This is a genomic window from Iodobacter sp. (assembly GCF_025352645.1).
In the GTDB taxonomy this organism is placed as follows: domain Bacteria; phylum Pseudomonadota; class Gammaproteobacteria; order Burkholderiales; family Chitinibacteraceae; genus Iodobacter.
This window is the reverse complement of the sequence record NZ_JANXSO010000101.1, coordinates 45,295-57,802: the sequence shown is the minus strand read 5'-3', so window position 1 is coordinate 57,802 and position 12,508 is coordinate 45,295. Positions and strand designations below refer to the sequence as shown.

Annotated in this window: 9 protein-coding genes and 1 pseudogene; 4 read left to right on the top strand and 6 right to left on the bottom strand. The window is 47.2% G+C overall.

What is annotated here, in order from left to right; genetic code table 11:
- The 3 genes and pseudogenes from Q0R17_RS11585 to Q0R17_RS11575 all read right to left on the bottom strand — a co-directional run.
- Positions 1–138, bottom strand: a pseudogene (locus tag Q0R17_RS11585) (elongation factor P); the annotation flags it as partial.
- A 31-nt stretch (positions 139–169) separates the two neighbouring features.
- Complete coding sequence (gene earP / locus Q0R17_RS11580) at positions 170–1,309, bottom strand: elongation factor P maturation arginine rhamnosyltransferase EarP (protein ID WP_293935362.1); 1,140 nt, start codon at positions 1,307–1,309, stop codon at positions 170–172.
- Complete coding sequence (locus Q0R17_RS11575; RefSeq protein WP_293935359.1) at positions 1,306–3,102, bottom strand: monovalent cation:proton antiporter-2 (CPA2) family protein; 1,797 nt, start codon at positions 3,100–3,102, stop codon at positions 1,306–1,308. Before Q0R17_RS11575 ends, earP begins: the two co-directional genes overlap by 4 nt.
- A 380-nt stretch (positions 3,103–3,482) precedes the next feature.
- On the opposite strand from Q0R17_RS11575, the gene Q0R17_RS11570 reads away from it, so the two are divergent.
- The gene (locus Q0R17_RS11570; RefSeq protein ID WP_293935356.1) at positions 3,483–5,528 is read left to right on the top strand and encodes a M3 family metallopeptidase; all 2,046 of its coding nucleotides are present in this window, start codon (positions 3,483–3,485) and stop codon (positions 5,526–5,528) included.
- Positions 5,529–5,765: 237 nt separating this feature from the next.
- A complete protein-coding gene (locus tag Q0R17_RS11565) occupies positions 5,766–7,157 on the top strand; it encodes a diguanylate cyclase (RefSeq protein WP_293935353.1) in 1,392 nt (463 codons plus the stop codon).
- Between the two features lie 50 nt (positions 7,158–7,207).
- Here the strand turns inward: Q0R17_RS11565 and Q0R17_RS11560 are convergent, their stop codons facing one another.
- Positions 7,208–8,182 (bottom strand): GGDEF domain-containing protein, encoded by a 975-nt coding sequence (locus Q0R17_RS11560; protein ID WP_293935350.1) that lies wholly within the window; start codon positions 8,180–8,182, stop codon positions 7,208–7,210.
- A gap of 104 nt (positions 8,183–8,286) precedes the next feature.
- Between Q0R17_RS11560 and mpl the strand changes: the two genes are divergently transcribed.
- Both mpl and Q0R17_RS11550 read left to right on the top strand, forming a co-directional pair.
- Positions 8,287–9,651 (top strand): UDP-N-acetylmuramate:L-alanyl-gamma-D-glutamyl-meso-diaminopimelate ligase, encoded by a 1,365-nt coding sequence (mpl, locus tag Q0R17_RS11555; RefSeq protein ID WP_293935347.1) that lies wholly within the window; start codon positions 8,287–8,289, stop codon positions 9,649–9,651.
- Between the two features lie 240 nt (positions 9,652–9,891).
- Entirely contained in the window at positions 9,892–10,743 is an 852-nt protein-coding gene (locus Q0R17_RS11550; RefSeq protein ID WP_293935344.1) for a PIG-L deacetylase family protein, read from the top strand.
- 132 nt (positions 10,744–10,875) lie between these two features.
- Here the strand turns inward: Q0R17_RS11550 and Q0R17_RS11545 are convergent, their stop codons facing one another.
- Complete coding sequence (locus Q0R17_RS11545; protein WP_293935342.1) at positions 10,876–11,934, bottom strand: glycoside hydrolase family 18 protein; 1,059 nt, start codon at positions 11,932–11,934, stop codon at positions 10,876–10,878.
- Between the two features lie 34 nt (positions 11,935–11,968).
- Positions 11,969–12,319: a RidA family protein gene (locus Q0R17_RS11540; RefSeq protein WP_293935340.1), complete on the bottom strand. Its 351-nt coding sequence runs from the start codon at positions 12,317–12,319 to the stop codon at positions 11,969–11,971.
- Positions 12,320–12,508: the final 189 nt, after the last annotated feature.

Here is a 12,508-nt window from a genome sequence, read left to right as displayed (position 1 = left end):
CAAGCTTTTTGCTTTTACTTTTACAACAGAAGAGTTACGGCCAGACTTGCTGTTTTCGGTTTTTTGAACGACCCAAGGTTGACCGTCAACCATGATTACGTTACCAACGCGAACTTCTTGTGCAGTTTTGATTGCCATTGCGGTGTTTACCTAGAGCTTAAGATGATGGTTAAAATTTAACGCCGTATTTTACCTTGCTATTGACGAATTTGACCAGATTAGTGGCAAGATCCCCGCGTCGTAATAATTGCTCTGCCCAGCCCTGAGCGTGTTCCCGTAGGCTAGGCAAGGCAGGCAGAAGCTTGTGCCATGCGGCTTGCAGATCGCCAGCATGATTCCAGGCCAGCCAAAATTCATTTAAAACCAATGCCGCTTCACGTGGACAAGTGGCTAAATAATGCGTCAAAAACGCAGCTAATTTCACCCTATGCGCGTCGTCATCTTGCGGATAGATATGCCAAACCATAGGCAGGCCAGCCCACTGCGCCCGCACAAAGGAATCTTCCCCCCGCACAAAGTTTAGATCGCAGCTCCATAGCAGCCGATCGTAATCATCTTGCGATTGCATCGGTAGCACCGTCAGCGTTAGCGACCCAAGCGCAATAGTTTGCCCAACACACAGATCCTGCCCAAGCGCGGCGCTGGCCAAAGGCAGCAGCAAACCTTCGGGCATAAATACTTGCACGGGCGTGCTTGAATTCTGCCAAAGCTGTAATAACTCGGCGAGGCCAGAGTTTGCATAGGCAAATAGCGAAATCTTCAAGGAATCCACCTGTGGCCGTTGCCACTGCGCCAAATACGCACCGGCATCCGCCACCAACCACGCAGCCCTTGCCACCCGCTGCACCAGCTCGCCCAATACCCCACCTGTGCCATCCACAAAGCCAGGAAAGAAAAAGAACTTAGGCAAGCCTTGGGCTGGCGATGGCAGGCCATGGCAGCCAAGCACCCAATCTTCGCCAGAAAGGTATTCTAAATTAAGCCACACTCGGTCACCCGGCGTAGCCTTCATCACGGCGATATAGCTGGCAGGTAAATCACAGGCAAAGGCCTCGATCACCACATCGCTGGGTTCAAGCTCAATAGCAGGCTCGCGCCAGTGCAAGACTTCTACGCCACTACACTGCTGCTGGCATTGATCAAGGGCAATATCGCTTTGAATACGCTGAAAGCTGGCTAAATCATCCACCATCAGCCGCACGGTAAAGCCATATTCAGCGTGCAATTGCCGTGCTAATCGCCAACACACGCCAATATCGCCGTAATTATCCACCACGCGGCAAAAGATATCCCAACGGCTATTACTCATTTACCCGCCACTTTTGTTTCTTCGCTTGCATAAAGATTTCTATCCGCTACAAATAGATCGTGCATTTGTTGGCGATTTTCTTTAGCCAAAGCCATTAAGGCGGGCATATCGTCTTTATGTTCTAATTGCTCTAATAAAGAGGCTTCATCATGGCGCTGAAAAATATCAATCATTCGCTCAGCATGGGCCGGTGCATAGCCCAAGGCGAGTAAAGTATGCTCCGCCGCCGTCAAGCTGCTTTCCCATACCTCACGAATCACCACATCAACATTTAAATCCATTAAAGACAAAGCATGCGTGCGATTATGTGCTCTAGCAATAATAGTTAAATGAGGAAATTTGCGTTTTGCCATTTGAGCCAAATGCAGGGAATCGCTAATATTATCAATGGCAATTAATAAAACACTCGCCTGCTTAGCTCCTGCTTTTCTTAATAAATCATAACGCGTTGCATCGCCAAAATAAATTTTATGCCCTACTTTTTTTAAAAACTCAATATGCTCTGGGTCTTTATCTAAAGCAGTAAATTGCATCCCCTTAGCGGCCAATAATCGCCCTGTGGCTTGGCCAAAGCGGCCAAATCCCGCGATAATCACTTTATTAGTTTCAAACTTTACATTGCTATAGTCAAATTTTTTCTCTTTGCCTTTACGCTTAATTAAGGATTCAAACAGCAGAAGCAAAGGGGCATTCAGCGCCATCGATAAGCCAACAACAATCGTGATTTGCTCGGTCGATTGCTTATCCAAAATATGTAATGATAATGCCTGTGCCATCACCACAAAAGCAAACTCACCGCCTTGTGCCAACATCAAACCCAACCTAAAGCTATTACGCTTAGATTGCCCTGTATACGCAATAATACTGCCAATAATCGAGGTTTTAACCAGTAGCAGCAATAAAGCCCCGCCTAATAAAACCCAAGGATTGGCAAATAAAAGATTCAGATTAATACTGGTGCCAATAGTAATAAAAAACAGCCCAAGCAATAAGCCTTTAAATGGCTCTATATCTGCTTCTAATTGATGCCTAAAGCTAGAATTAGCCAGCATAATCCCCGCAATAAACGCGCCCATCGGCATGGATAAACCCGCGTATTCAAAGCCTAATGCCGCACCTAATACAATCAATAATGCTGCTGCCGTCATCACTTCCGAATTGCCATATTTAGCCACAATTCTAAGCAAAGGGTTGAGCAAATAGGTGCCAATAATCAGTGTGATCAGCACGGCCACTAAGCCCAACCACCAAGGCACGATATGCCCATTGGGATCAGGGGCCATCGCTTGTAGGCCAAGCAGCACAGGAATCACCGCTAAATCTTGCATCAGCAAAATGGCAAAGCCAATCCGCCCTATCGGCTGATTCAGCATACTGCGCTCTTTTAATAATTGCACAGCAAAAGCGGTAGAGGATAAAGCCAGCGTAATGCCAATTAAGAGTGATAATTTAAACTCAAGGCTCAACGCTAAGGCCGCTAAGCCGCCCAAGGCCAAACAGCACAATAGTAATTGCGCGCCCCCTAGGCCAATGATTTTTTTACGCATTTGCCATAATGATTTTGGATTTAACTCTAAGCCCAAAACAAACAATAACAACACTACACCAATCTCAGCAAAATCAAGCACAGCCGCGGGATCTTCAATAAATCCTAAAAAATAGGGGCCAACCACCACGCCTGCCGCTAAATAACCAAGGATAGAGCCCAAATTAAATCGCTTAAAAATAGGTACTGCAATCACCGCCGCAGCCAATAAAACCACCGAAGTGTGTAATAGCTGATTATTCTCCAACGCATACTCCTTTGTTATTGCTTTCTATAGATGACGACATAATAGGGCATCACACAATCCCTGTTGTTCCGCATTATTACACTTAAGCGCCGCAGCATTTATAGCACTTAGCACATGAGATTGACTCGATAATTTTCCCTATTAGCCAAAAAATAATACACATATTTACAAAACATAAATAAGGAAATCACCTGTCTGTGGTGATTTAACAATGCTTATATTTATTTTTTAGTGCGGTATAGCATTTTTCAAGAAAAAACACTTTACTCAAACGCTATTCAAATAGAAGTTGGCATAAAGTGCTTATGCTACAAGCCACAATGGCCAGCAATATGCCGTTCAAATAAAATACTCACCTCAATCCAATAAGGCATTTATCAATGAGCATCTCAAGCAACCCTCTATTGCAAAATTGGCAAACGCCTTATGGCTTGCCACCCTTTGATCAAATTTTACCTGAGCATTTTACCCCTGCTTTTGGCACCGCCATGGCGCAGCACCATGCAGAACTAGATGCCATTGCCGCACAAACCAGCCTAGCTAATTTTGCCAATAGCGTGGCTAGCTTCGAAGCAGCAGGCGCTTTGCTAAGACGTGTGAGCCATGTTTTTTATAATCTGACTTCATCAGAAACAAGCGAGAAGCTACAAGCCATAGAGCTGGTATTAGCCCCAGAATTAGCCACGCATAATACTGCGGTTTATCAAAATGCTGGGCTATTTGTGCGCTTGGATGCGCTTTATCAACAGCGCAAAGAACTAGGCCTATCCACAGAGCAAATGCGTTTATTAGAACGCATTCATCTAGATTTTGTGCGAAATGGTGCTCAATTAGCGGGTGAAGCGCGTCAGCGTTTTGCCAGCATCGTGGCCGAGCTGGCAAGCCTTTGCACACAGTTTGCGCAAAACGTACAAAATGATGAAGCGGAGTATCGCTTAGCCTTGAGCGGTGAAAACGATTTTACCGGCCTACCAGCAGCCATTATTAACTCCGCCAAGCAAGCTGCGGCAGATCGCGGCATTGATGGCCATGTGATTACCTTATCGCGTTCATCAGTCGTACCTTTTCTGACGTACTCCAGCCGCCGTGATTTACGCGAGGCAGCCCATACCGCTTGGAAAGCCCGTGGAGAGCACACAGGTAAAACCGATAATCGCCCCATCGCACCGCGTATTTTAGCCTTACGCCAAGAACAAGCACAGCTCTTGGGCTACGCTCATTTTGCCGATTATGCGCTGAGTGATCGGATGGCAGGCACGCCACAAGCCGCATTAGAGTTACTACAAAAAGTATGGGCCCCCGCGCTGGCCCGCGCTAAAGAAGAGCAAGCCGATTTGCAAACCCTTGCCGCCCAATTGGGCGAGCCACTGGATATTCAGCCTTGGGATTGGTTTTATCTAGCAGAAAAGCAGCGCAGCGCCCGCTTTGATTTAGACGATGCCGAAATCAAGCCCTATTTTGCGCTAGAAAATATGATTGCCGCCGCCTTTGATTGCGCAGGCCGCTTATTTGGCCTGAGCTTTACCGAGCGCTTTGATCTGCCGCTGTATCACCCAGATGCTCGCCTCTGGGAAGTGCGCCGTAATGAAGAAGTGATTGGCTTATTTATTGGCGACAACTTCTCCCGCACCAGCAAGCAAGGCGGAGCGTGGATGAATGAATTTCAGCCGCAAAGCCGCAGCAATGGCCAGCGCATCCTGCCGATTGTGATCAACAATAACAACTTCTCTAAAGCCCCTGCGGGCCAAGCAACCCTGCTATCTTTTGACGATGTACGCACCCTATTCCATGAGTTTGGCCACGGCCTACATGGTTTGCTCTCTAATGTGGAGTTTGAAGCCTTGGCAGGGCCAAATGTGGCAAGGGATTATGTAGAACTGCCATCGCAGCTCTATGAAAACTGGGCCGAACAAGATGAAGTGCTTAAAAAACACGCACTGCATATCGAAACCGGCGCGGCAATTCCTGATGCACTCTTGGCTAAAATCCAAAATGCGCGTTTCTTTAATCAGGGCTTTGAAACCGTGCGCTATCTAGGCTCCGCCCTCTTGGATTTACAAATCCATATGGATTTAAGCCATAAGCTGCACGATATCAGCCACTTTGAAAGCGAAGCTTTAAGCACTTTAGGCCTACCCAAGGCCGTGGGCATTAACCATCGCCTGCCACATTTTGGGCATCTTTTTGCTGGTAATGGTTATGCCGCAGGCTACTACGTATATATGTGGGCCGAGGTTTTAGAAGCCGATGCTTTTGATGCGTTTATCGAAACTGGCGACGCTTTTGATCCTGCCACGGCCGCGCGGCTCTATCGCAATATTTATAGCGTTGGTAATTCCATCGATCCGGCGAGCGGCTTTCTTGCTTTCCGTGGCCGCGCGGCAGAAGTGCAACCATTATTACGTAAACGGGGCTTAAGCGATTAATCGCTTATTTTAAAAATATACGGCAGCCGCGTTGCAATAAAAGCCATCGCAAAGCGCCTGTCCGTAGATCTAAATACCCCACTGAAATACATAAAATGCATGCATAAAGTACTATGCTGCAAGGCAAATATCACGGCGTAATCAGTTAAAAAAGCAGCGCTTTATCACCATCCCCTTATTTTTCAACTTCATTGGGGCGTTAAAGCGCTGCACTACTTAAATGATGAAAGGTCTAGCATGAATTCCCCAATAGAACTAAAACCTACGCTATTAATTGTTGATGATATGCCTAGCAGTATCGCCATACTGAGCGCCTGCCTGCAGGATAAGTATCATCTGCTTAGCGCTAATAATGGACATGCCGCCTTAGCAATTGCCGCCCAGACTTTGCCTGCGTTGATTTTGCTAGATATTATTATGAGCGAATTAGATGGCTACGCCGTCTGTGAACAACTAAAAGCCAATCCCATCACCAGCCATATCCCGATTATTTTTGTTAGTTCATTATTAGGAGCGGCAGATGAGGAGCGTGCATTTGCCTTAGGTGCGGTGGACTATATAACCAAACCTATTAGCCGATCACTGTTATTGGCGAGGGTTCGCTCCCATATTCTGCAAAAAATAAATAATGATAAATTATTAGCCTTTGCTCAAGAGTTAAGCCAAAAAGAGCTTGAAGCAGATAAATCGAAACGATTACTTAATGCTGTATTAGATGCAATTCCTATTCGTGTATTTTGGAAAGACCCCGATTCACGCTATTTGGGCTGTAATCGTCATTTTGCTCATGATAATGGCGTTGACTCTTCTGAAGACATCAAAGGCAGAACCGATTTTGATTTAATGCCAGAGCGTGCCTTTGCCCTACAGGCTTTTGCCCATACCGTGATCAGCACAGGGCAAAGCTTGCTCAATCAAGAAGGCGCAATTACCACCTTTGACGGCAAGCTTACCCATATCAGCTTAAATCATGTCCCACTATTAGCAACAGATGGCTCGGTCATTGGCATTGTGGGGGCTTATGAAGATATCACCCAAAGAAAAAACACCTTTGATGCTTTGCAAGACGCCAAAATTAAATTAGAAACCAAATTAGCAGAAATTGAAGCATTACAAGATAAGCTTCTTGAGGCCGCAATTAGAGATCCACTCACCGGCCTTTATAATCGCCGCTATTTAGCCGAAACGCTGGATATTATGCTGGCGCAGGCCACACGCAATGATATGCCGCTCAGTGCGGTTATGATTGATATTGACCATTTTAAAGCAGTTAACGATACACATGGCCATGCAACTGGGGATGAAGCGCTTAAATACCTAGCGCAGTTTTTAGCGACCCAATCTAGAACAAGCGATATTGTTTGCCGCTTAGGAGGAGAAGAATTTCTTATTTTGATGATGGGCGCTACGGCAGAAAACGCCCAAATAAAAGTAGATAAATATCGTGAAGATTTTGCTAATTTAACGATAAGCCATCAGCAAAAAATCATCAATTTAACCTTTTCAGCAGGAATAGCGACCTACCCACAACACACCGAAAACTCGAAAACACTGCTTGAATATTCAGATTTAGCGCTCTATGTATCCAAGCATAATGGGCGTAATCGAGTCTCTATATTTACTTTATAAACAAGCCAGTCTATTTAGCAGGCTAGCTTTGTTTATTTGCGCCGCCAATACTATTCAGCCATCTCAATTAAACCTCGGCCATTGCGCTTGGCTATATATAAAGCCTCATCTGCCCTTAATACCAAAGCTCGACCATTTTCATCATCGCGTAATGCCGCAATACCCGTAGAAAAGGTAACTTCCAAACGCTGCTGTTTATGCATAAATGGATTACGGCGACACATTTGTTGCAAGCGCTCTAATACATAACGCGCACCATGCATATCTGTTTCTACTAATAAAATTAAAAACTCTTCGCCACCATAACGCACTAAAATATCGGTATCTCTTAATACTGACTTGGCTAAGCCTGCGATATGAATCAATACATTATCGCCAACCGCATGCCCAAATCGATCATTAACTAATTTAAAATCGTCTAAATCAAATAGCACCACAGATAATTTATGGTTATGACGTTGCGCTAATTTTGCCTCACGCACCAAGCGATTATCAAAACCTTGACGATTCATCGCCCCAGTTAGGGCATCTTGCTCTAAAATCTGTCGGTTAACGGCCAGATCTTGCTCGATACTGCGTACCGAATCACGAATCGTCTGTAAATCAACGCTTGAGGCCGATACCGATGAGTGCAATTCAGAGGTCGAGTTAATAATGCTGTTGAGTAATGACTCTAGCTTGGAGTGCGTATCGTCTGTGCTCGCCCCCAGCTCTAGATGAGCGCGGCGAGTATCCTGCAATTGCCCCAAGCTAGCCGACATGGCTTCGCCACCGCCGGCCAAGGTGCTCAGCAATTGCTCTGTTGAATCGCCCACATCACCTAAAATATCCTCAACTTTATACAGCAGCTGCCAAGCTTGTAAGGTTTCAAACGAGGTTTTTGCATTGGGAGATTTAATCGTAGCAATGGCGTTATAAAATTTGGTGTAATTTTCTGGAGTGGGAGGCAAGCCCCGTTCTGAAAGCTTTTTAAGCGCAATCCGTGCAATTTCTACCGGAATGACAGACTCTGATGCATTAGACATAGACAGGCAAGGCCGTTACACAATAATTTAGAAGAACGATTGTACGCAAACACGAGCGATGAATCTATGACAATACCTTTAATACCCTAGGAAATTAAATCATTATGCATATACATATCCTCGGCATTTGCGGCACTTTTATGGGTGGTATTGCCGCATTGGCACGTGCTAGCGGCCATAAAGTGACCGGCTGCGATGCAAATGTCTATCCACCGATGTCCAATCAATTAGAAGCGCTAGGTATTGAGCTTATTGAAGGCTGGGGCTTAGAGCAGCTTGATTTAGGCGCAGATCTTTACGTAGTGGGCAATGTGGTGACGCGTGGCAACCCTCTGATGGAAGCCATCCTCAACCGTAGCCTACCTTACACATCTGGGCCACAATGGCTTGGGGATAATCTATTGCGTGATAAATGGGTGCTGGCCGTGGCCGGTACGCATGGCAAAACCAGTACCAGCTCAATGCTGGCTTGGATTCTAGAATACGCGGGCTTAGCGCCTGGTTTCTTGATTGGCGGCATCCCTGAAAACTTTGGCATTTCTGCGCGAGTCCCAGGGACTCCAAAGCAAGATACAGCATCCACCTCGCCCTTTTTTGTGCTTGAGGCCGATGAATATGACACGGCTTTCTTTGATAAGCGCAGCAAATTTGTGCACTACCGGCCCCATACCGCCGTACTGAATAATCTTGAATTTGATCACGCCGATATTTTTGCCGATTTAGCCGCGATTGAAACCCAATTCCATCATCTAATTCGCACCGTACCCAGCCTTGGCCGTCTGATTGTAAATGGTAAGGAAGCTAGCCTAAAACGGGTATTGGATAAGGGCTGCTGGAGCGAAGTAGAATACTTTGGCGGCACCTCAGGCTGGCGTGTAGGGCAATGCTTTGACGATGGCTTTGAAATAAAATTGGGCGAACAATCACTGGGCGAGCTGCACTGGGATCTGCTTGGTGAGCATAACCAAATGAATGCGCTAGCCGCTATAGCCGCTGCGCGTCATGTTGGCGTTAGCCCTGAAGTTGCGATTGCTGCCCTTGCAGAATTTAAAAACGTAAAACGCCGGATGGAAATCAAGGGCAATAGCAAGGGCATCACCGTTTACGACGACTTTGCTCACCACCCTACTGCCATTGCCACCACCATGGCGGGCTTACGTCAAAAAGTGGGCAACGCGCGTATTTTGGCGGTGCTAGAACCACGTTCTAACACCATGAAGCTGGGTAGTATGAAAGAAGCGCTGCCAGGCAGCCTAAGCGACGCCGATCTGATTTTTTGCTACGGCGCCAACTTGGGCTGGAGCAGCCAAGACGCACTAGCCACCCTTGGCGCACGCGCACAAAGCTTTGATGACTTAGACCAACTGATTGAGTCCATCCGCAAAATAGCCCAAGCAGGCGACCATATTTTAGTCATGAGCAACGGCGGCTTTGGCGGCTTACACGACAAACTATTAGCAGTGCTTTAATCGGGGCCAATCAGGAAGCGAGGGGTCTGGGGTCTAGTTTCGTAGGGTGGGTTAGCCAGCTTTTCTGGCGTAACCCGCCGTGCACAGAGACGCTGCAAAACGCTTTGCGAAATCACAAGCCAGCCACCTTTGGTGCCCCCATCCCAGTTACAAAAGTTTATACTAGGTACTTTTACTTACATTTCAAAACCAGTAAGCAGGCACGGCATCCCGTAGCCCTACAGATTTGGAGAAGACTGCATGAGCAATCCCTATATCGAGTTGGTAAAGGCCCACGACGTTCTATTACAAAAACAAGATGCCCCACTATTTAGCGTATTAGACGGCCTACCGATCGCGGCAAAAAATACCTCTGGCCCCGTGGCAATGGTGTTTGCTCCGCACCCAGACGATGAATGCATTATCGGCGCCTTACCACTGCGTTTAGCCCGTGAAGATGGCTATCGCGTGATTAATGTTGCAGTCACCCTTGGCTCTAATCTGCCTCGCCAGCCAGAGCGCTTGGCCGAACTTGATCGTGCCTGTCAGGTACTGGGTTTTGAATTACAAGAAACCATCCCTGGTGGCTTAATGGCGGTGAACCCAAAAACCCGAGGTAGCGACCCAACCGCATGGGCCGAAAAAGTAGCCGTGATCGCGGCACTGATTGAGCAGTACCAGCCAACGGTATGCGTAGTGCCAAACGACAACGACGGCCACGCCGCGCATATCGGCACGCACTACCTCTTGCTGGATGCCTTGGCTAAACTCGGCCACGCCTGCTTTGTAGTGCAATCTGAATTCTGGCGCGCCATGGCCACCCCGAATGCGCTGATTGAAACGAATATCGCTGACACCGCCGACCTCATCGCCGCATTGGCCTGCCACGTGGGCGAAGTACAACGCAATCCTTACCATCTGCGCTTAACGTCTTGGATGGCCGACAATGTACGCCGTGGTGCCGAAGTAGTAGGCGGCGCAGGCGTAGTCGCCCCAACCTTTTCGTTTGGAACGATTTATCGTATTGATCGTTTTGATGGCAAGACATTGCAAAATTCTGGGCAGAAATACATTCTTGCTGCTGGGGATAAGATCGGTAGCATCTTTAAATAATGCCGCTGGGGCACAATATGCCCTGCACTGTAGGGTGGGCACGATTTTGTGCCCACCCGAAACGAGTGATTCCCAAAGATGATGGGGTGCATATCATGCAAGGTGATTGCCGCGTGGGCACAGCTGCCCACCCTATTCGTATTGCAAGCCTTCCCACAGCGCATCCATCAACACCCCATCTCTATCTTCTGAGTATTCCCAAAAGAATGCCCCAGCCAAGCCGTGTTGCTTCACAAAAGCCATTTTGTGCGCGATAGAGGCTTCGTCTTCATAGCTCACAAATCGATCGCCAGCCATTAACCACGGTGCTTTTGCATCGTCATCCCAATGCTTTACTGCACCAGCAGAAATCAGCTCATGAACGATTTTGCTATAGCTGGCCGCGCCATTACTTTTTTCAACGCCAGCCGCACCCAAGGCAGGGGCAAGCAGGCTACGGCCATAGAAGGCACAGCCCAAAACTAATTTGTTTGCGGGTAAGCCATTGGCCGTAAACAGTGCCACCGATTTGGCACAGCTATCGCCTTCAGGATCGAGCGGGGTATTAAATAGATTGCTATGGTGGCCCGCTCGCTTGGCCCAGCCATTATAAAAATCGTAAGTCATAAGGTTAACGAAATCGCATAGCTCGGCCACTGCAGGCATATCTACGCCATCTAAATAGTATTGCCCTGCTCCGGCGGCAATACTTAATAAATAGGCTTCAGGGCGTGATTCACGCTTTGCAAGGGTATTTAATTGCCTACGGATTTCGGCCAGCATCCGCGTGAAATTCGCTTTATCCTCGGCACGGGATTTAATCCCAGCCATATCATTACTTGGGTATTCCCAATCTAAATCAATGCCATCAAAACCATGCAACTGCATAAAATGAATGGCCGACGCGGCAAAATGCTCTCGCGATTGGGCCGTCAAAGCCGCATCAGAGAAGCCATCCGCCTCCCAACCACCAATCGAAATCAGTAATTTAAGATGAGGATGGCGCGAGCGTAAGCCGCGCAAATGGGCAATGCCTTCTACGGCCCTTGGCTGGCTTTGCTCAGACGTTTGCTCCGTAAACAACACGACATCGCCATCATGGATATTGGCGAAGGCGTAACAAATATGCGTAAGCCTTGCTGCATCTCGCTCTAAGGGCAAACCTGACCAATCCGCCCAGCCTGCGATATAGCCCAACAACATATGTTTCATTATCCTTCTCCTCTAGGCATGCCGTGCCCCTACATTACAGCGCAGCCACTACCGACATTTCTACTTTATAACGCGGATCAGCCAAACGGGCCTCCACTGTGGCACGGCACGGGGTATGACCGGCAGGCACCCATTCTGACCAAGCAAGATTCATTGCATCGTAATCCGCCATATCCGCCAGATAAATCGTTACTGAAAGAATCTTTTGTTTATCTGAACCAATTTCACCCAGTAATTTATCAATAAAACCCAATACTTCAACCGTCTGGCCTTTTGCATCTAATTCCAGCGTGTCGGCAATTTGGCCAGCTAAATAAACCGTATTGTTATGCACCACGATTTCAGATAAACGTGGGCCGACGTGATAGCGTTGAATGGATGACATTTAGAACTCCTGAGTTAAATAATATTAAAAATAATCCCACAATGCGCTGAGATTGCCAAATCTTAAACGATTCAGCCAAACCCAAATCTTAAACCACGGAGGAAAAAGAGAACACAGAAGGCCCACGGAGAAAAACATAAGAAATGGAGGTTTTCTCAGTGAAACTCCGCCCCCTGTGTTTCAAGATTG

Excerpts from the sequence above, each read along its gene's own strand:
- earP (WP_293935362.1), bottom strand. The coding sequence starts at position 1,309 with ATGAGTAATAGCCGTTGGGATATCTTTTGCCGCGTGGTGGATAATTAC.
- Q0R17_RS11570 (WP_293935356.1), top strand. The coding sequence starts at position 3,483 with ATGAGCATCTCAAGCAACCCTCTATTGCAAAATTGGCAAACGCCTTAT.
- Q0R17_RS11565 (WP_293935353.1), top strand. The coding sequence starts at position 5,766 with ATGAATTCCCCAATAGAACTAAAACCTACGCTATTAATTGTTGATGAT.
- Q0R17_RS11560 (WP_293935350.1), bottom strand. The coding sequence starts at position 8,182 with ATGTCTAATGCATCAGAGTCTGTCATTCCGGTAGAAATTGCACGGATT.
- mpl (WP_293935347.1), top strand. The coding sequence starts at position 8,287 with ATGCATATACATATCCTCGGCATTTGCGGCACTTTTATGGGTGGTATT.
- Q0R17_RS11550 (WP_293935344.1), top strand. The coding sequence starts at position 9,892 with ATGAGCAATCCCTATATCGAGTTGGTAAAGGCCCACGACGTTCTATTA.
- Q0R17_RS11545 (WP_293935342.1), bottom strand. The coding sequence starts at position 11,934 with ATGAAACATATGTTGTTGGGCTATATCGCAGGCTGGGCGGATTGGTCA.
- Q0R17_RS11540 (WP_293935340.1), bottom strand. The coding sequence starts at position 12,319 with ATGTCATCCATTCAACGCTATCACGTCGGCCCACGTTTATCTGAAATC.